The sequence below is a fragment of the Micromonospora sp. NPDC048935 genome, from assembly GCF_043197875.1.
GTDB lineage: Bacteria > Actinomycetota > Actinomycetes > Mycobacteriales > Micromonosporaceae > Micromonospora.
The window spans coordinates 49,528-67,776 of the sequence record NZ_JBICTZ010000015.1 but is presented as its reverse complement, the minus strand read 5'-3'; the positions used below and the strand labels follow the sequence as shown (position 1 = coordinate 67,776).

The 18,249-nt window shown below is 72.0% G+C and carries 18 protein-coding genes; 16 read left to right on the top strand and 2 right to left on the bottom strand.

From position 1 onward, the window contains the following. Window positions 1-174: 174 nt before the first annotated feature. The 5 genes from ACGFIW_RS30575 (at window position 175) to ACGFIW_RS30555 (ending at window position 4,027) form a co-directional block, all read left to right on the top strand. Complete coding sequence (locus ACGFIW_RS30575) at window positions 175-654, top strand: UDP-N-acetylglucosamine--LPS N-acetylglucosamine transferase (RefSeq protein WP_393323088.1); 480 nt, start codon at window positions 175-177, stop codon at window positions 652-654. Further along, window positions 651-1,322 carry a glycosyltransferase gene (locus tag ACGFIW_RS30570; RefSeq protein ID WP_393323085.1) on the top strand — a complete coding sequence of 224 codons (672 nt, stop codon included), beginning with the start codon at window positions 651-653 and terminating at the stop codon, window positions 1,320-1,322. The genes ACGFIW_RS30575 and ACGFIW_RS30570 overlap by 4 nt, the downstream gene beginning before the upstream one ends. Beyond that, entirely contained in the window at window positions 1,319-2,242 is a 924-nt protein-coding gene (locus ACGFIW_RS30565; protein ID WP_393323082.1) for a glycosyltransferase family 2 protein, read from the top strand. The genes ACGFIW_RS30570 and ACGFIW_RS30565 overlap by 4 nt, the downstream gene beginning before the upstream one ends. A 103-nt stretch (window positions 2,243-2,345) precedes the next feature. Beyond that, window positions 2,346-3,524 (top strand): chorismate synthase, encoded by a 1,179-nt coding sequence (gene aroC / locus ACGFIW_RS30560; protein ID WP_393323079.1) that lies wholly within the window; start codon window positions 2,346-2,348, stop codon window positions 3,522-3,524. Then, entirely contained in the window at window positions 3,524-4,027 is a 504-nt protein-coding gene (locus tag ACGFIW_RS30555; RefSeq protein WP_393323075.1) for a shikimate kinase, read from the top strand. Before aroC ends, ACGFIW_RS30555 begins: the two co-directional genes overlap by 1 nt. A gap of 93 nt (window positions 4,028-4,120) precedes the next feature. Here the strand turns inward: ACGFIW_RS30555 and ACGFIW_RS30550 are convergent, their stop codons facing one another. After that, on the bottom strand, window positions 4,121-4,849 hold the full coding sequence (locus ACGFIW_RS30550) for an alpha/beta fold hydrolase (protein WP_393323072.1): 729 nt from the start codon (window positions 4,847-4,849) through the stop codon (window positions 4,121-4,123). Window positions 4,850-4,928: 79 nt separating this feature from the next. Between ACGFIW_RS30550 and ACGFIW_RS30545 the strand changes: the two genes are divergently transcribed. The 5 genes from ACGFIW_RS30545 to nusB all read left to right on the top strand — a co-directional run bounded on the left by ACGFIW_RS30545 (window position 4,929) and on the right by nusB (window position 8,840). Further along, window positions 4,929-5,927, top strand: coding sequence for a helix-turn-helix transcriptional regulator (locus tag ACGFIW_RS30545; protein ID WP_393323068.1), 999 nt, complete (start codon window positions 4,929-4,931; stop codon window positions 5,925-5,927). A 10-nt stretch (window positions 5,928-5,937) separates the two neighbouring features. Beyond that, window positions 5,938-7,017, top strand: coding sequence for a 3-dehydroquinate synthase (gene aroB / locus ACGFIW_RS30540; RefSeq protein ID WP_393323065.1), 1,080 nt, complete (start codon window positions 5,938-5,940; stop codon window positions 7,015-7,017). Further along, a complete protein-coding gene (aroQ, locus tag ACGFIW_RS30535; protein ID WP_393323063.1) occupies window positions 7,014-7,481 on the top strand; it encodes a type II 3-dehydroquinate dehydratase in 468 nt (155 codons plus the stop codon). Before aroB ends, aroQ begins: the two co-directional genes overlap by 4 nt. Window positions 7,482-7,848: 367 nt before the next feature. Then, window positions 7,849-8,406 (top strand): elongation factor P, encoded by a 558-nt coding sequence (efp, locus tag ACGFIW_RS30530; protein ID WP_210793018.1) that lies wholly within the window; start codon window positions 7,849-7,851, stop codon window positions 8,404-8,406. A 23-nt stretch (window positions 8,407-8,429) separates the two neighbouring features. Then, on the top strand, window positions 8,430-8,840 hold the full coding sequence (nusB, locus tag ACGFIW_RS30525) for a transcription antitermination factor NusB (RefSeq protein ID WP_172862180.1): 411 nt from the start codon (window positions 8,430-8,432) through the stop codon (window positions 8,838-8,840). Between the two features lie 73 nt (window positions 8,841-8,913). On the opposite strand, the gene ACGFIW_RS30520 is transcribed toward nusB, so the two are convergent. Next, window positions 8,914-9,402 (bottom strand): transcriptional regulator, encoded by a 489-nt coding sequence (locus ACGFIW_RS30520; RefSeq protein WP_007458348.1) that lies wholly within the window; start codon window positions 9,400-9,402, stop codon window positions 8,914-8,916. Between the two features lie 287 nt (window positions 9,403-9,689). Here ACGFIW_RS30520 and pyrR point away from each other — a divergent pair, with 287 nt between their 5' ends. The 6 genes from pyrR to ACGFIW_RS30490 are packed head-to-tail and all read left to right on the top strand — an operon-like array spanning window position 9,690 to window position 18,017. Then, complete coding sequence (gene pyrR / locus ACGFIW_RS30515) at window positions 9,690-10,274, top strand: bifunctional pyr operon transcriptional regulator/uracil phosphoribosyltransferase PyrR (RefSeq protein ID WP_393323060.1); 585 nt, start codon at window positions 9,690-9,692, stop codon at window positions 10,272-10,274. Next, window positions 10,271-11,197 carry an aspartate carbamoyltransferase catalytic subunit gene (locus ACGFIW_RS30510; RefSeq protein ID WP_030335650.1) on the top strand — a complete coding sequence of 309 codons (927 nt, stop codon included), beginning with the start codon at window positions 10,271-10,273 and terminating at the stop codon, window positions 11,195-11,197. The genes pyrR and ACGFIW_RS30510 overlap by 4 nt, the downstream gene beginning before the upstream one ends. Further along, window positions 11,194-12,471 carry a dihydroorotase gene (locus ACGFIW_RS30505; protein WP_393323057.1) on the top strand — a complete coding sequence of 426 codons (1,278 nt, stop codon included), beginning with the start codon at window positions 11,194-11,196 and terminating at the stop codon, window positions 12,469-12,471. Before ACGFIW_RS30510 ends, ACGFIW_RS30505 begins: the two co-directional genes overlap by 4 nt. Then, window positions 12,471-13,634, top strand: a complete 1,164-nt coding sequence (carA, locus tag ACGFIW_RS30500; RefSeq protein ID WP_393323054.1) for a glutamine-hydrolyzing carbamoyl-phosphate synthase small subunit — start codon at window positions 12,471-12,473, stop codon at window positions 13,632-13,634. Before ACGFIW_RS30505 ends, carA begins: the two co-directional genes overlap by 1 nt. After that, window positions 13,627-16,974 (top strand): carbamoyl-phosphate synthase large subunit, encoded by a 3,348-nt coding sequence (gene carB, locus ACGFIW_RS30495; RefSeq protein WP_393323051.1) that lies wholly within the window; start codon window positions 13,627-13,629, stop codon window positions 16,972-16,974. Before carA ends, carB begins: the two co-directional genes overlap by 8 nt. Continuing rightward, the gene (locus tag ACGFIW_RS30490) at window positions 16,971-18,017 is read left to right on the top strand and encodes a quinone-dependent dihydroorotate dehydrogenase (RefSeq protein ID WP_393323049.1); all 1,047 of its coding nucleotides are present in this window, start codon (window positions 16,971-16,973) and stop codon (window positions 18,015-18,017) included. Before carB ends, ACGFIW_RS30490 begins: the two co-directional genes overlap by 4 nt. The last annotated feature ends 232 nt before the right edge of the window (window positions 18,018-18,249 follow it).

The following is an 18,249-nucleotide window of genomic DNA, read 5'->3' as shown; positions in this document are numbered from 1 at the left end:
CGACAAAAACGCAGGTGGTGACAACGATCGATGAATTTCGGACGTTCGACGGGTTCGACCGTCCGAGGTGGAGATCGATGCCTCGTCCGATCACGCTATTCAACGACCACAGAACGTGTGATCTGCTTCTGCGTGGCGTGAACTGGAATTCCAAGCGAACTTGTGGGGAGTCGCGTGGACACGAAGAACGACGACGATGCCGCGCCGGTGCTCCTGCTGGTCGGCTCCAGCGGTGGCCACCTGGCCCAACTACTAGCCCTGCGGCCCTGGTACGAACAGTGGCGGCGCTGCTGGGTGACCTTCGACACGCCGGAGGCAGTGTCCCTGCTGACCGGCGAGGATCTGGTGCCCGCGCACCACCCGACCACCCGCAACGTACCCAACCTGCTGCGCAACGCGCTGCTGGCCTGGCGGGTGCTGCGGGAACGGCGGGTCGCCGCGGTGGTCACCACCGGCGCCGGGGTGGCGGTGCCGTTCGTGGTGCTGGCCCGGCTCTGGCGCATCCCGACCGTCTACATCGAGGTGTACGACCGGATCGACACGCCGACGCTGACCGCCCGGCTCTGCCGACCGTTCCTGTCCGCGATGCTCGTGCAGTGGGACGAGCAGCGCCGGCAGTATCCCGAGGCGACAGTCGTCGGGACGCTCCTGTGACCGGGGAGGCCGGCACCGCCCGGCGTTCACAACCCCGGTCGGCCGACGAGGAGGCCCGGCTGCCGCGCCAGCGCGACACGCCGGCCGGCCAGCTCCGGCTGCTGGTCGCCGTCGGCACCGACAAGCACCCCTTCGATCGGCTCGTCGACTGGCTGGCGCAGTGGCACCAGCAGGCGGGCGACCCGATCGGGCTGACGGTGCAGCACGGGCACACCACCGCTCCACGACTGCCCGGCGCGGTGGCGTTCCTCGGCCACGACGCACTGCAACAGGCGATGGACGAGGCCGACCTGGTGGTCTGCCACGGCGGCCCGGCGACCATCCTGGAGGCACGCCGGCACGGCCACCTGCCCATCGTGGTGCCCCGCGACCCGGCCCGCGGTGAGCACGTCGACAACCACCAGCTCCTCTTCGCCCGCCGGCTCGGCGCGGCCGGCCTGGTGGCCCTCTGCGAGACCCGGGAGGCGCTGCACGACGCGTTGGCCGACGGGTTGGCCGACCCATCCCGGTACGCGGTGACCGCCGACCCGGCGGCGCACGAGGCACGACGGGCGGCGGTGGCCCGCGTCGGGCGGATCGTCGACGAGTTGGTGGCCCGCTCGACCCCGCGCCCACACCGGCGGCGGGCCTGGTCCCGGCCGCGCCCGGGTGCGAAGGAGATCCGATGACCCACCAGCCGAGCGTCAGCGTCGTGGTGCCCACCCGGGACCGCCCCGAGCTGCTGCGGTCCGCGGTGCGCGCGATCCTGGCGCAGGAGTACCCGGGCCGGATCGAGGTCGTGGTGGTGTTCGACCAGTCCGTGCCGGACGAGTCGCTGACCGAGCTGGGCGACGGCCCGGCCCGCGCGGTGCGGGTGGTCCGCAACACCCGTACCCCGGGGTTGGCCGGTGCCCGCAACAGCGGCACCCTCGCCGCCGAGGGGGAGCTCGTCGCGTTCTGCGACGACGACGACGAGTGGCTGGCCGGCAAGCTGGCCGTGCAGGTCGACGCGCTGGCCGCCGATCCGGCGGCCGAGTTCGTCTGCTGCGGCATCCGGGTCAGCTATGACGGGCACACCGTCGACCGGGTGCTCGACAAGGACCGGATCACCCTGGACGACCTGCTGCGCGACCGGTTGACGGAGCTGCACCCGTCGACCTTCCTGATCCGCGCCAGCGCGCTGCGGGACGGGTTCGGGCTCGTCGACGAGGAGATCCCGGGCAGCTACGCGGAGGACTACGAGTTTCTGCTCCGGGCCGCGCGCAGCGCGCCGCTGATCAACCTGCGGACACCCTCGGTGCTGGTGCGCTGGCACAAGCGCTCGTACTTCTCGCAGCGCTGGGACACCATCTCCGAGGCGTTGCAGTGGCTGTTGCGGCGCTACCCCGAGTTCGACAGCCAACCGGCCGGTGCGGCCCGGGTGACCGGGCAGATCGCGTTCGCCCAGGCCGCGTCCGGCGACCGTCGGGGCGCGCTGCGGTGGGCCCGGCGCACCCTGCGGAGCAATCCCCGCGAGCCGCGCGCCTATCTGGCCCTCGCCGTCGCCGGTCGGGTGGTCCGGGCCGACGCGGTGCTGCGCACCCTGCACAAGCGGGGTCGGGGGATCTGACCTGCCGCCGGTGCCCGGTCGTCGACCGGGCACCGGCGTCCGCAGGGCGGGACGCGGCGGGCAGCGTGCCGGGTCGGTGGCGCGCCGTGACAGACTGACCGCTGTGTTGCGCTGGCTGACTGCAGGTGAATCGCACGGTCCCGCTCTCGTCGCGATGATGGAGGGGGTGCCGGCCGGCATCGAGGTGACCACCACCGCGATCGCCGACGAGCTGGCCCGCCGGCGACTGGGCTACGGCCGGGGCGCGCGGATGTCGTTCGAGCGGGACGAGGTCGAGGTGCTCGGCGGCCTGCGGCACGGCGTCACCCTGGGCAGCCCGGTGGCGATCCGGGTCGGCAACTCCGAGTGGCCGAAGTGGCAGACCGTCATGGCGGCCGACCCGGTCGACCCCGACGAGCTGGCCCGGCAGGCCCGCAACGCCCCGCTGACCCGGCCCCGGCCGGGCCACGCCGACCTGGCCGGCATGCAGAAGTACGGCCACACCGACGCCCGGCCGATCCTGGAACGCGCCAGCGCCCGGGAGACCGCCGCCCGGGTGGCCGTCGGCGCGGTCGCCAAGGCGCTGATCCGGCAGGCGCTCGGCATCGAGATCGTCTCGCACGTCATCGAGCTGGGCCCGGTGGCCGCGAAGCCGGGGCTGCGTCCCGTCCCGTCCGATGCCGACCGCATCGACGCCGACCCGCTGCGCTGCCTGGACCCGGAGGCCAGCGCCCTCATGGTCGCCGAGGTCGACGCCGCGAAGAAGGCCGCCGACACGCTCGGGGGTGTGGTCGAGGTGCTGGCGTACGGGGTGCCGCCGGGGTTGGGCAGCCACGTGCAGTGGGACCGCAAGCTCGACGCCCGACTGGCCACCGCGCTGATGTCCATCCAGGCGATCAAGGGTGTGGAGATCGGCGACGGCTGGCAGCAGGCCCGGTCCCGGGGCTCGGAGGCGCACGACGAGATCATCCCGTCGGCCACCGGGGTCCGCCGGGTCACCGACCGGGCCGGCGGGCTGGAGGGTGGCATCACCACAGGTGAGCCGCTGCGGGTTCGGGCCGCGATGAAGCCGATCTCCTCACTGAACCGGGCGCTGGCGACAGTGGACATCACCACCGGCGAGCCGGCCACCGCGATCAACCAGCGCTCCGACGTCTGCGCGGTGCCCGCCGCGGCGGTGGTCGCCGAGGCGATGGTGGCGCTGGTGCTCGCCGAGGCGGCCACCGAGAAGTTCGGCGGCGACTCGATCGCCGAGATCCGCCGCAACCTCGCCGGCTACCTCGACGCTCTGGTGATCCGCTGATGGCGCCGGTCGTCGTGCTGGTCGGCGCGCCCGGCTGTGGCAAGACCACCGTGGGCCGGGCTCTCGCCGGCACCCTCGGGGTGGAGTTCCGCGACACCGACCTCGACATCGAGCAGTTGGCCGGCAAGCCGATCCCGGAGATCTTCATCGACGAGGGTGAGGCCCACTTCCGTACCCTGGAGCGCGCCGCGGTGGCCGCGGCGCTGGCCTCCGGCACCGGTGTGCTCGCCCTCGGCGGCGGCGCGGTGTTGGCCGAGGAGACCAGGGCCGCGCTGATCGGGCACCGGGTGGTCTATCTCTCGGTCGAGTTGCCGGACGCGGTGAAGCGCGTCGGGCTCGGCGCCGGCCGGCCGCTGCTGGCGATCAACCCGAGGGCCACGCTGAAGCACCTGCTGGACCAGCGCCGGCCGCTCTACGCCGAGGTGGCGACCGAGACGGTGGTGACCGACGGCAAGGCCCCGGCGCAGGTAGTCGCCGAGGTAGCGGCGGTGCTCCCGCACTGACCCGGCGTCGATCTTGCACTTCGTGTCGCGACAGAAGTGGCGAATCAGGGCGCATCGGCGACAGTAAGTGCAAGATCGACGCAGGTGGGGTCTTCAGGCACGGGCGGCGGCGTCGAGCACGTCGGTCAGGGCCTTCGGCTCGCTGAGCATCGGCCAGTGCCCGGTGGGCAGCTCGAACAGCTGACCGTCGGCCAAGCCGGTGAAGAACGGGTGCCCCTCGTCGATCATCTGCCGCACCACGCTGAGCGGGAAGGTGCTGGCGACCAGCGCGGTCGGCACCGGGCGCCCACCGGTGCGACGCACCGGGTCGGTGGCCGCCGCCAGCGGCTGCGGGGTGGCCCGGGCGCGCAGCAGGGCCAGCGTCGGTTCGTCCAGACCGGCCAGGTTGGTGGGGTCGGCGGCCGGTTCCCACGCTGGCGGCGGCAGCAGGTGGCCGGTGCCGATCGCGGCGCGCAGCCGCTGCTGCTCCTCCGGTGGCATCGTGTCGAACTGCGCGACGCCGTCCGGTAGGGGCCCACTCTCCACGTAGATCATCCGGGCGATCCGGTCCGGGATGCGGTCCGCGGCCTGGGCGGCCGGCATCCCGCCGCCCGAGTGGCCGACCAGCAGCACGTCGCGCAGATCCTCGACCTCGATCAGCCGGACGATGTCGGTGGTGTGCGTCTCCAGGCCGATTTCCGGGCCGGCGAGATGATGGCGTTCCGCCACCCCGGTCAGAGTCATCGGGTGGACCTCGTGCCCCTGCGCGCGCAGCGCCGAGGTCACCTCCCGCCACGCCCAGGCGCCCAACCAGAACCCCGGCACCAGCACGAACGTCGCCATCTGTCGCTCCTTATCTCGGCTACCGGATGACCGTACGATCGCAACCGGACAGAATCCGCCCGGTTTGAGGGAGTGGTCTGTGTCACATCCCGCTGGTCGTGTGCTGGCCCTACTCGAACTGCTGCAGACCCGGCACCTGGCGACGGCTGCCGAGCTCGCCGGCCTGCTCGGCGTGGACGAGCGGACCGTGCGCCGGTACGCGGCCACCCTTGTCGAGTTGGGCATCCCCGTCATCGCCGACCGGGGCCGCTACGGCGGCTACCGGCTGCGTTCCGGCTACAAGCTGCCGCCGCTGATGCTCACCGACGACGAGGCGCTGGCGGTGCTGCTCGGTCTGGTCGTCGCCGAACGGGTCGGGCTGGCCACCGAGTTGCCGGGCACCGCCACCGCGCTGGCCAAGATCCGCCGGGTGTTGCCGGTGCCGCTGGCCGACCGGCTGACCGCCGTGCAGGAACACCTCGGTTTCACCCTGCGGCGCACGGAGCCGGAGCGGGGGCCGGCATCGGGCACCCTGCTCACCCTGGCCGTCGCCGCCCGGCACCGGCAGCGGGTGGCACTGGACTACCGCTCCTGGCGGGGTGAGCAGTCGCGCCGCGAACTCGACCCGTACGGGCTGGTCTTCCACGCCGGCCGCTGGTATGTCACCGGCCACGACCACCGGCGCGGCGAGGTCCGCACCTTCCGGCTGGACCGGATCGGCACCGTGACCCCCACGGCGGCGACGTTCACCGTGCCGGACGGCTTCGACCCGGTGGCCCGGGTCACCAGGTCGCTGGCCGGCGTGCCGTACACGCACGAGGTCGAGGTGCTGTTGGAGACCGACCTGGTCGCCGCCCAGCGCCGCATCCCGCCCAGCGTGGCCGAGTTGACCGCCACCACCGACGGGGTGCTGCTGCGGGCCCGGGCGGAGAGCCTGCCCGGCATGGCCGCGCTGCTCGCCGGGATGGGTTGTCCGTTCACCGTGCGACACCCGGAGGCACTGCGTGCCGCGGTGGCCGAGCACGCCCGCCTGCTCGCCGACTGGGCGACCCGACCAGCAGGTGGGCAGACGCCGTTGCCGCGCCGTCCGCTCGACTAGGCTGCCGGCGATGGACGAGGTGACCCGGATTCCGGTCGGCGGCGAACGGCCGTACGACGTTTTGGTGGGACGTGACCTGCTGGGCGCGTTGCCCGGCCTGCTGCCCGGTGCGACCCGGGCGGCGGTGCTGCACACGCCCCCGCTGAAGGCTCTCGCGGACGCGCTCGGCGAGCGACTGCGCGCCGCCGGCGTCGCGCCGTTGCCGATCGAGGTGCCCGACGCCGAGTCGGGCAAACAGATCGACGTGGCCGCCGCCTGTTGGGACCGGCTCGGGGCGGCCGGCTTCACCCGTACCGACGCGGTGGTCGGGGTGGGCGGCGGCGCCGTCACCGACCTGGCCGGCTTCGTCGCGGCCTGCTGGTTGCGCGGGGTGCGCTGGGTGCCGGTGGCGACCTCGCTGCTGGGCATGGTGGACGCGGCGGTGGGCGGCAAGACCGGCATCAACACGGCCGCCGGCAAGAACCTGGTGGGCGCCTTCCACCCGCCGGTCGGTGTGCTGGCCGACCTGGCCACCCTGGACAGCCTGCCGGCGGTCGACCTGGCGGCCGGGCTCGCCGAGGTGGTCAAGTGCGGGTTCATCGCCGACCCGGCGATCCTGGACCTCGTCGAGCGCGACCCGGTGGCCGCCACCGACGCGCGCGGGCCGGCGACGCGGGAGCTGATCGAGCGGGCGATCCGGGTCAAGGCCGACGTGGTCGCGGGCGACCTGCGCGAGTCGGGCGTACGGGAGGTGCTCAACTACGGCCACACCCTCGCCCACGCGATCGAGCAGAACGAGGGCTACCGCTGGCGTCACGGGCACGCCGTCGCCGTCGGCCTGGTCTACGCCGCCGCGCTGGCCCGGCTCGCCGGCCGGCTGGACGCGCCGACCGCCGACCGGCACCGGGCCACGTTGCGGGCGCTGGGCCTGCCGGTGAGCTACCCGGCCGACGCCTGGCCGCGGCTGCTGGCCGCGATGCGGGTGGACAAGAAGGCGCGGGGCAGCCGGCTGCGCTTCGTGGTGCTCGACGGGCTGGCCCGCCCGGCGATGTTGGAGGGCCCGGACGACGCCCTGCTGGAGGCCGCCTACCGGGAGGTGTCCGCCTCGTGAGGGTGTACGTCCTCAACGGGCCGAACCTGGGCCGGTTGGGCACCCGGGAGCCGGCGGTGTACGGCTCGACCACCTACGCCGATCTGGTGGCGCTCTGCGAGACCACCGGCCGGGAGCTGGGGCTGGACGTGACGGTCCGGCAGACCGACGCCGAGCACGAGCTGCTCGGCTGGCTGCACGCCGCCGCTGACGAGGGTGCCGCTGTGGTGCTCAACCCGGCGGCTTGGTCGCACTACTCGTACGCCGTGCGGGACGCCTGCGCCATGCTGCGGGGGCCGCTGGTGGAGGTGCACCTGTCCAACATCCACGCCCGCGAGGAGTTCCGCCACCACTCGGTGGTCTCCGCGGTGGCGACCGGGGTGATCTGCGGGCTCGGCGTGGACGGCTACCGCCTCGCTCTGCGTCATCTGGCCGCGTCGGATCTGGCTGCGGTGGATCCGGCTGCGCCGGGCGACGACAGCTGACAGCGGACCGTCACGGCGGCTTCGCACGTACTCCTGCTTTCCTTTTCTCACAGTGAGTGGCGACGGCCCCGGCCGATCCCGACCCACCGCCTCCCTTTGCTCTGCTGCTCTATGTGCACCACCGCGACTGAGCTGCGCTTTCGACCGACGACGCCCGCGGCGGTCGGGACCATGAGGGAACTCATCGTGACCGTCGCCTCGGCGGGTGCAGAGCAAAGGGTGTGGGCGGTGTTGGTGGGGTCCGTCCGGCGGGTACGGAGGGTGCCGCACCGGGCGAGGCCGTCGGTGCCGAGACGGTGGCGGCCAACCTCCGGCGCGGAGAGTAGACTTCCCAGGTCTGTCCGCCAATTGATGATCAAGGCAGGAAATGGCCTCCACCAACGACCTCAAAAACGGCCTGGTACTCAACCTTGACGGCGAGCTCTGGGCCGTCGTCGAGTTCCAGCACGTCAAGCCCGGTAAGGGTGGTGCCTTCGTGCGCACCACGCTGAAGAACGTGCTGTCCGGGAAGGTGGTCGACAAGACCTTCAACGCGGGCACCAAGGTCGAAACCGCGACCGTGGACAAGCGCACGATGCAGTACCTGTACGCCGACGGCGAGGACTTCGTCTTCATGGATCTGGAGACGTTCGACCAGATCACCGTGCTCGGCGGCACAGTCGGAGAAGCAGCCAACTACCTGCTGCCCGAGGCGGAGGCGACCGTCGCCCAGCACGAGGGTGTGCCGCTCTACATCGAGCTGCCCACCAGCGTCGTGCTGGAGGTCACCTACACCGAGCCGGGCCTGCAGGGCGATCGCTCGACCGGCGGCACCAAGCCGGCGACGGTGGAGACCGGCGCCACCGTGCCGGTGCCGCTGTTCATCACCACCGGTGAGAAGATCAAGGTCGACACCCGCGACGGCCGTTACCTCGGCCGCGCCTGATGGCTGAGGGTTCCAAGCAGCAGATGCCGGCGCGCCGCAAGGCGCGCAAGCGGGCGCTGGATGTCCTCTACGAGTCCGACCTGCGGGACAAGCCTCCGGTGGAGGTGCTGGCCGGCTACGTGCAGCGGATCGAGCAGCCCCGACCGGAGCACCTGGGCTACGCGGTCGGCCTGGTCGAGGGCGTCGCCGAGCACCTCGACCGGATCGACGAGCTGATCGCCAGCTACGCCGAGGGTTGGACGCTGGAGCGGATGCCGGTCGTCGACCGTAATCTGGCCCGGATCGCCGTCTACGAGTTGCTCTACGTCGACGAGATCGACGACGCGGTGGCGATCAGTGAGGCCGTGGAGCTGGCCCGGCAGATGTCGACGGACGATTCGCCGCGCTTCCTCAACGGGGTGCTCGGCCGGATCGCCGAGTACGCCACCCGCTGAGCGTCCCCACCGCACGCCGTGACACGAAAGGGCCCGTGCCAGTCGGCACGGGCCCTTTCGGTACAGCGACAGCTCAGGAGGCGAAGAACGCCCGCGGGTCGGCCACCAGCACACCGTGCTCGGTGAGCCGCTCGATCAGACCCGACGGCGATGCGTCGTAGACGATCGCGAGCGCCCGCAGGTCGTCGGCGCGGATGGAGAGCACCCGGCCGTTGTAGTCACCACGCTGCTGCTGGATGGCACGCGCGTAGCGGGCGACGTAGGCCAGGTCCTCGGAGGCCTCGTCGTAGAGCCGCTCCAGGTCCAGGACGATCTTGCTGGTGGGCTCGTGCCGGACACCACTGCCGTCAGGCAGCAACTCCGAGACGGGGACACGGTAGAACTCGGCCAACTCGGCCAGACGGGACACCGTCACGGCCCGGTCGCCGCGCTCGTACGAGCCGACCACCACGGCCTTCCACCGCCCATTCGACTTCTCCTCCACACCCTGCAGGGAGAGACCCTGCTGCTGGCGGATGGAGCGCAGGCGGGCGCCCAGAGACTTGGCGTATTCAGAGGGCATTCGGACACTCCCAGTGCTGCTCGGGGTTCTCCCGTCGATCGCTACGGAGCGTGACGGTACGGGGAATGCGACACCTGGTCAAGTGGTCGAGACCCGACCGTTGGGGAGCGCCCGGGAAGTTATCCCCTTTTCCCGGTCCTGATCGGGTGGTCAGCGGCCGCCGTCCATCGGCCCGGTGACCACTGGTAACGTGGCGTGAAGCCCCGGCCTGTCCGCTGCGCGGTCCGGTCGGAGGTGCCCGACATCCTTTAACGACCCGTCCCGTGAGGCGGGGAAGGAGGTCCGCCGTGGCATACCCACCGGCTGCCCATCCGTCGCCACCGCGACAACCCTCGGTGAAGGTGATCCTCGCCAGCGCCGACGTGCAACGCGTGGTCGACCGCATCGCCCACCAGATCCTGGAGAAGACCCAGGGCGCCGCCAACACGGTGCTGCTCGGGATTCCCACCCGGGGCACCCCCCTCGCGCGGCGGCTCGCCGACCGGATCAGCACCTTCGAGGACGTCGCCATACCGGTCGGTGTGCTCGACATCACCCTGTACCGCGACGACCTCCGTCGGCACGCCACCCGCGCCGTGGGCCCGACCCAGCTGCCGTCCGGCGGGATCGACGGCAAACGGGTCATCCTCGTCGACGACGTGCTCTTCTCCGGCCGCACCGTCCGGGCCGCGCTCGACGCGCTCAACGACGTGGGCCGCCCGGCCTCGGTGCAGCTCGCCGTCCTGGTCGACCGTGGCCACCGGGAGCTGCCGATCCGCGCCGACTACGTCGGCAAGAACATCCCGACCTCGCTCGCCGAGAGCGTGAAGGTGACGTTCGCCGAGACCGACGGGGCGGACGAGGTCAAGCTGTACGGGGGGACCGTCTCATGATCAAGCATCTGCTCTCCGGCGGGGACCTGGACGCCGACACCGCCACCGAGATCCTGGACACCGCCGCCGAGATGGCCACCGTCGCCGGCCGGGAGATCAAGAAGTTGCCCGCGCTGCGCGGCCGGACCGTGGTGAACCTGTTCTACGAGGACTCCACCCGTACCCGGATCTCCTTCGAGGCGGCGGCGAAGCGACTCAGCGCCGACGTGATCAACTTTTCCGCGAAGGGGTCCAGCGTCACCAAGGGCGAGAGCCTGAAGGACACCGCGTTGACCCTACAGGCCATGGGCGCGGACGCCGTGGTCGTCCGACACCCCGCCTCGGGCGCGCCGCACCGGCTGGCCAACTGGGTGGACGGGTCGGTGGTCAACGCCGGTGACGGCACCCACGAGCACCCCACCCAGGCGCTGCTGGACGCGTACACCATGCGGGCCCGGCTGGGTCGGCTCGCCGGGCTGTCGGTCGCAGTGGTCGGGGACGTGCTGCACTCCCGGGTGGCCCGCTCCAACGTGCTGCTGCTCTCCACCCTCGGCGCCAAGGTCACCCTGGTCGGCCCGCCGACCCTCATCCCGGTCGACATCGCGGGAGCTCTCGCCCCCGGCACCGACGTCTCCTACGACCTCGACTCCGTGCTGCCCAACGTCGACGTGGTGATGATGTTGCGGGTGCAGCGGGAGCGGATGAACGACTCCTACTTCCCCTCCGCCCGCGAGTACGCCCGCCGCTACGGGCTGGACGGGCCGCGGATGCGCCGGCTGCCCGAACACGCGATCGTCATGCACCCCGGCCCGATGAACCGGGGGATGGAGATCACCCCCGAGGTCGCCGACTCACCCCGCTCCACAATCGTCGAACAGGTCACCAACGGGGTCTCCGTGCGGATGGCTGTCCTTTACCTGCTGCTCGGAGGAAACAACCGGTGAGCGCGTACCTGATCACCAGCGTGAGTGTCGTCGGCGCCGCGCCGACCGACCTGCTGATCCGCGACGGCGTGGTGGCCGAGGTCGGCACCGGCCTGACCGCGCCGGACGCGACAGTCGTCGACGGCACCGGCCTGGTCGCCCTGCCCGGCCTCGTCGACCTGCACACCCACCTGCGCGAGCCCGGCCGGGAGGACGCCGAAACCGTCGAGTCCGGTTCCCGGGCGGCGGCGCTGGGCGGCTACACGGCGGTCTGCGCGATGGCCAACACCTCCCCGGTGGCGGACACCGCCGGTGTGGTCGAGCAGGTCTGGCGGCTCGGCCGGGAAGCCGGCCTGGTCGACGTGCAGCCGATCGGCGCGGTCACCGTCGGACTGGCCGGCGAGCGCCTGGCCGAGCTGGGCGCGATGGCCGACTCGGCGGCCCAGGTGCGGATCTTCTCCGACGACGGGCACTGCGTCGCCGACCCGAAGCTGATGCGTCGGGCCCTGGAGTACGTCAAGGCGTTCGACGGGATCATCGCCCAGCACGCCGAGGAGCCCCGGCTCACCGAGGGCGCCCAGATGCACGAGGGTGAGGTCTCCACCCGGCTCGGCCTGATCGGTTGGCCGGCCGTCGCCGAGGAGGCGATCATCGCCCGGGACGTGCTGCTCGCCGAGCACGTGGGCAGCCGACTGCACGTCTGCCACGTCTCCACCGCCGGCAGCGTCGAGGTGCTGCGCCAGGCAAAGGCCCGCGGGGTACGCGTGACCGCCGAGGTGACCCCGCACCACCTGCTGCTCACCGACGAACGGGCGGAAACCTACGACCCGGTCTACAAGGTGAACCCGCCGTTGCGCACCGCCTCGGACGTCACCGCGTTGCGCGCCGCCCTCGCCGACGGGGTGATCGACGTGGTCGCCACCGACCACGCCCCGCACGCCGTGGAGGACAAGGAGTGCGAGTGGGCGTACGCCCGGCCGGGGATGCTCGGCCTGGAGACGGCCCTCTCCATCGCGCTGGACGTGCTCGGCCCGCAGTGGGATCTGATCGCCGAGCGGATGTCGCGCACCCCCGCCCGGATCGCCGGGCTCACCGGGCACGGCGTCGACCCGGCACCGGGTGTGCCGGCCAACCTGACCCTGATCGACCCGGCCGAACGCCGCACCATCGAGCCGGCGGAGTTGGCCAGTCGCAGTCGCAACACCCCGTACGCCCGCATGACGCTGCCGGGTCGCATCGTGGCGACCTTCCTGCGCGGCGAGCCGACGGTCCTGGACGGAAAGGCTGTCAAGTAATGGTCAAGCGCAGATCCGCGATCCTGGTGCTAGAGGACGGGCGCACCTTCCCCGGTGCGGCGTACGGCAGCGTCGGGGAGACCTTCGGCGAGGCGGTCTTCAACACCGGCATGACCGGTTACCAGGAGACCCTGACCGACCCGTCCTACCACCGACAGGTGGTGGTGCAGACCGCCCCGCACATCGGCAACACCGGCGTCAACGGCGAGGACGACGAGTCCGGCCGGATCTGGGTGGCGGGTTACGTCGTCCGTGACCCGGCCCGGATCGGCTCGAACTGGCGCGCCACCGGCTCCCTGGAGGACCGCCTCGCCACCGAGGGTGTGGTGGGCATCAGCGGGGTGGACACCCGGGCGCTGACCCGGCACCTGCGCGAGCGGGGCGCCATGCGGGTGGGCATCTCCAGCATCGACAACGACCCACAGAGCCTGCTGGCCCGGGTCCGCCAGGCACCGCAGATGGTCGGCGCGGACCTGTCCGCCGAGGTGAGCACCCCCGAGCCGTACGTCGTCGAGGCGCTCGGCGAGCACCGGTTCACCGTGGCGGCACTGGACCTGGGCATCAAGCGCAACGTGCCGCGCCGGCTGGCCACCCGCGGGGTGACCACCCACGTGCTGCCGGCCACGTCGAGCATCGAGGACCTGCTGGCCACCGGCGCCGACGCGATCTTCCTGTCGCCCGGCCCCGGCGACCCGGCCACGGCCGACGGCCCGGTGGCGCTGGCCCGGGAGGCGCTGCGGCGGCAGGTGCCGCTGTTCGGCATCTGCTTCGGCAGCCAGATCCTCGGCCGGGCGCTCGGCTTCGGCACCTACAAGCTGGGCTACGGCCACCGGGGCATCAACCAGCCGGTGCTCGACCGGGTCACCGGCAAGGTCGAGGTGACGAGCCACAACCACGGCTTCGCCGTTCAGGTGCCGGGTGCGGGTGTCGGCGCGGTCGTCCCCGACCAGGTGATCGACACCGACTTCGGTGGCGTCCGGGTGTCGCACGTCTGCCTCAATGACAACGTGGTCGAAGGGCTGCGAGCCGTGGACGTGCCCGCCTTCACCGTTCAGTACCACCCGGAGGCGGCGGCCGGCCCGCACGACGCGGACTACCTCTTCGACCGATTCGCCGACTTGATCGAAGGCCGGACCCACAGCAAGGGGCGCAGCAATGCCTAAGCGGACCGATCTCAAGCACATCCTCGTGATCGGCTCCGGGCCGATCGTCATCGGGCAGGCCTGCGAGTTCGACTACTCCGGCACCCAGGCGTGCCGGGTGCTGCGCAGTGAGGGGATCCGGGTCAGCCTGGTCAACTCCAACCCGGCGACGATCATGACGGACCCGGAGTTCGCCGACGCGACGTACGTCGAGCCGATCACCCCGGAGTTCGTGGAGCTGGTCATCGCCAAGGAGCGCCCGGACGCCATCCTGGCGACCCTCGGTGGGCAGACCGCGCTGAACACGGCCGTCGCCCTGCACGAGGGCGGCATCCTGGAGAAGTACAACGTGGAGTTGATCGGCGCGAACATCGACGCCATCAACCGGGGCGAGGACCGCCAGCTGTTCAAGGAGATCGTGGCGAAGGCCGGAGTACGCCTCGGCGTCGAGGACCCGACCGGGCTGGTGCCCCGCTCGCGGGTCTGCCACTCGATGGACGAGGTCGAGGCGACAGTCGCCGAGTTGGGCCTGCCGGTGGTGATCCGGCCGTCGTTCACCATGGGTGGCCTGGGCTCCGGCATGGCGCACACCCCGGAGGACCTGGCCCGCATCGCCGGCGACGGCCTGGCCGCCAGCCCGGTGCACGAGGTGCTCATCGAGGAGAGCGTGCTCGGCTGGAAGGAGTACGAACTCGAGCTGATGCGCGACCGGCACGACAACGTGGTGGTCGTCTGCTCGATCGAGAACATCGACCCGATGGGCGTACACACCGGCGACAGCGTCACCGTGGCACCGGCCATGACGCTCACCGACCGGGAGTACCAGCGCCTGCGGGACCTGGGCATCGCGGTGCTTCGCGAGGTCGGGGTGGACACCGGCGGCTGCAACATCCAGTTCGCGGTCAACCCGGTCGACGGCCGGATCGTCGTGATCGAGATGAACCCCCGGGTGTCGCGCTCCTCGGCGCTGGCCTCCAAGGCGACAGGCTTCCCGATCGCGAAGATCGCCGCGAAGCTGGCCATCGGCTACACCCTCGACGAGATTCCCAACGACATCACGTTGAAGACCCCGGCGGCGTTCGAGCCGACCCTGGACTACGTCGTGGTGAAGATCCCCCGGTTCGCGTTCGAGAAGTTCCCCGGCGCGGACCCGGAGCTGACCACCACGATGAAGTCGGTGGGTGAGGCGATGAGTCTGGGGCGCAACTTCACCGAAGCGCTGAACAAGGCCATGCGCTCGATGGAAACCAAGGCCGCCGGTTTCTGGAGTGTGCCGGATCCGGCAGGCGTCACCCTGGCGGACACCCTCGCGGCGCTGCGGATCCCGCACGACGGCCGGCTCTACACCGTCGAGCGGGCACTGCGTCTCGGCGCGTCGATCGCCGAGGTCGCCGAGGCGTCCGGCGGGATCGACCCGTGGTTCCTGGACCAGATCGCCGCGCTGATCGAGCTGCGCGCCGAGATCGTCGACGCCCCGGTGCTCGACGCCGAGCTGCTGCACCGGGCCAAGCGGGCCGGCCTGTCCGACCGGCAGCTCGCCGCGCTGCGCCCGGAGCTGGCCGCCGAGGACGGCGTACGGACCCTGCGGCACCGCCTCGACGTGCGCCCGGTCTACAAGACGGTGGACACCTGCGCGGCCGAGTTCGAGGCGACCACGCCGTACCACTACTCGTCGTACGACCTGGAGACCGAGGTCGTGCCGTCGGACCGGCCGAAGGTGCTGATCCTCGGCTCCGGCCCGAACCGGATCGGGCAGGGCATCGAGTTCGACTACTCGTGCGTGCACGCGGTGCAGGCGCTGCGGGCGGCCGGCTACGAGACCGTGATGGTCAACTGCAACCCGGAGACGGTCTCCACCGACTACGACACCGCGGACCGGCTCTACTTCGAGCCGCTGACCTTCGAGGACGTGCTGGAGGTCTGGCACGCCGAGGACTCGTCCGGCCGGGCGGCCGGCGGGCCGGGTGTGGTCGGGGTGGTCGTGCAGCTCGGCGGGCAGACCCCGCTGGGGTTGGCGCAACGCCTCAAGAACGCCGGGGTGCCGGTGGTCGGCACCTCCCCGGAGTCGATCCACCTGGCCGAGGAGCGCGGCGCGTTCGGCGCGGTGCTGGCCCGCGCCGGGCTGCGCGCGCCGGCACACGGCATGGCCACGTCCTACGACGAGGCCAAGACGATCGCCGACGAGATCGGCTACCCGGTGCTGGTCCGCCCGTCGTACGTGCTGGGCGGGCGGGGCATGGAGATCGTCTACGACGACCCGACGCTGCGCGACTACATCGGTCGGGCCACCGACATCTCCCCGGATCACCCGGTGCTGGTGGACCGGTTCCTCGACGACGCCATCGAGATCGACGTGGACGCGCTGTGCGACGCCGACGGCGAGGTCTACATCGGTGGCGTGATGGAGCACATCGAGGAGGCCGGTATCCACTCCGGCGACTCGTCCTGCGCGCTCCCGCCGATCACCCTCGCGGGCTCGCACCTGGTCGAGGTCCGCCGCTACACCGAGGCCATCGCCCGTGGCGTCGGCGTCCGCGGTCTGCTCAACGTGCAGTACGCGCTCAAGGACGACGTGCTCTACGTGCTGGAGGCCAACCCGCGGGCGTCGCGGACCGTGCCGTTCGTCTCCAAGGCGACGGCGGTACCGCTGGCCAAGGCGGCGGCCCGGATCGCCCTCGGCGCGCGCATCGCGGAGTTGCGGGCCGAGGGCCTGTTGCCGGCGACCGGAGACGGGGGCACGATGCCCGCCGACGCGCCGGTCGCGGTCAAGGAGGCGGTGCTGCCGTTCAAGCGCTTCCGCACCCGCGCCGGCAAGGGGATCGACTCGCTGCTCGGCCCGGAGATGAAGTCGACGGGCGAGGTGATGGGCATCGACACGAACTTCGGGCACGCCTTCGCCAAGAGCCAGTCGGCCGCGTACGGTTCGCTGCCGACCGCGGGGAAGATCTTCGTGTCGGTGGCGAACCGCGACAAGCGCGGCATGATCTTCCCGATCAAGCGGCTGGCGGATCTGGGCTTCGAGATCGTGGCGACCACCGGCACCGCCGAGGTGCTGCGTCGGCACGGCATCGCCTGCGAGCAGATCCGCAAGCACTACGAGGCTGGTGAGGGCGACGACGCGGTGTCGCTGATCGGTGGCGGCCAGGTGGCGCTGGTGATCAACACCCCGCAGGGCTCGGGTGCCAGCGCCCGCTCCGACGGTTATGAGATCCGCAGCGCGGCCGTCACCGCGGACATCCCCTGCATCACCACGGTCCCCGGCGCCGCCGCGGCGGTGATGGGCATCGAGGCGCGGATCCGCGGCGACATGCAGGTCCGCCCCCTGCAGGACCTGCACGCCACCCTCCGGGCGGCCCAGTGACCCTGTTCGAGCGGGCGGTGCGGCCCTGGTTGTTCCGGCTCGGGGGTGGGGACGCCGAGGCGGCCCACGAGTGGACGCTGCGGCGGTTGACCGCCCTGTCGCGGCGACCGGCCGCGCTCGCCGCGCTGCGCGCCCGGTACGCGGTCGACGCGCCGCGCACGGTGTTCGGGGTGCGGTTCCCCAACCCGGTCGGGCTGGCCGCGGGAATGGACAAGGACGGCGCGGCGCTGCCGGCCTGGCCGGCCCTCGGCTTCGGTTTCGTCGAGGTCGGCACGGTCACGGCGCACGCCCAGCCGGGCAACCCACGGCCACGGCTGTTCCGGCTGCCGGCCAGCGAGGCCGTGGTCAACCGGATGGGCTTCAACAACGCCGGGGCCGCCGCGTTGGCCGCCCGACTGGCGGCGCTGCCTCGCCCGCTCGGGGTGCCGCTGGGCATCTCGCTGGGCAAGTCCAAGGTGACCCCGCTGGACGAGGCGGTCGAGGACTACCTCGCCTCGTACCGGGCGCTTCGCGGCCACGGCGACTACTTCGCGGTCAACGTGTCCTCACCGAACACTCCGGGGCTGCGCTCGTTGCAGGACCGTGCCCACCTGGACGCGCTTCTCGGCGCGCTGGTGGGGGAGAAGCCGGTGCTGGTCAAGATCGCGCCCGATCTGACCGAGGCGGCGATCGCCGAGCTGCTGGAGGTCTGCCTGGCCCGTGGTGCCGCCGGGGTGATCGCCACCAACACGACGCTGTCGCGTACCGGTCTGGCCACTGTGGACGCCGAGCGCGGCGCCCAGGCGGGTGGTCTCTCCGGTCGGCCGCTCACCGGGCGGGCTCGGGAGGTGGTCGACTTCGTGCACCGGGAGACCGGTGGCCGGCTGCCGGTCATCGGTGTCGGCGGGGTGCTGGACCCGGACGACGCGGCGCGGATGTTCGACGCCGGTGCCGCCCTGGTGCAGCTCTACACCGGCTTCATCTACCGGGGTCCGGCCCTGGTCCGCGCCGCCGCCCGCGCGGCGGCCACCACCGCGGCACCGGACCCCGTCGCGGGCCGGTGAGCGTCCCCGGCTCCGGTGCTGGCCCGGCGCAACCGGATGCCGGGTCCGCTCCGGGCTGAGGAGCACGGGCCCCGCTGTTGCCCCTTTGCTCTGCACCCGCGGGTGCACCACCACCCGCAGCGCGACACCCGACCACCGGGCGTCGCATCCGCGGGTGCAGAGCAAAGGCGGCGGGGGAGGGGTCCGACCCCGCTGTAGGACGTCCGTCGTCCGGACCGCTTGAGGCGCAGAG

Bases quoted from the DNA above. Each gene is read 5' to 3' on its own strand.
- nusB (WP_172862180.1), top strand. From the start codon at position 8,430: ATGCCGGCGCGCCGCAAGGCGCGCAAGCGGGCGCTGGATGTCCTCTAC.
- ACGFIW_RS30510 (WP_030335650.1), top strand. From the start codon at position 10,271: ATGATCAAGCATCTGCTCTCCGGCGGGGACCTGGACGCCGACACCGCC.
- ACGFIW_RS30555 (WP_393323075.1), top strand. From the start codon at position 3,524: ATGGCGCCGGTCGTCGTGCTGGTCGGCGCGCCCGGCTGTGGCAAGACC.
- ACGFIW_RS30520 (WP_007458348.1), bottom strand. From the start codon at position 9,402: ATGCCCTCTGAATACGCCAAGTCTCTGGGCGCCCGCCTGCGCTCCATC.
- carB (WP_393323051.1), top strand. From the start codon at position 13,627: ATGCCTAAGCGGACCGATCTCAAGCACATCCTCGTGATCGGCTCCGGG.
- ACGFIW_RS30550 (WP_393323072.1), bottom strand. From the start codon at position 4,849: ATGGCGACGTTCGTGCTGGTGCCGGGGTTCTGGTTGGGCGCCTGGGCG.
- carA (WP_393323054.1), top strand. From the start codon at position 12,471: ATGGTCAAGCGCAGATCCGCGATCCTGGTGCTAGAGGACGGGCGCACC.
- ACGFIW_RS30565 (WP_393323082.1), top strand. From the start codon at position 1,319: ATGACCCACCAGCCGAGCGTCAGCGTCGTGGTGCCCACCCGGGACCGC.
- efp (WP_210793018.1), top strand. From the start codon at position 7,849: ATGGCCTCCACCAACGACCTCAAAAACGGCCTGGTACTCAACCTTGAC.
- aroB (WP_393323065.1), top strand. From the start codon at position 5,938: ATGGACGAGGTGACCCGGATTCCGGTCGGCGGCGAACGGCCGTACGAC.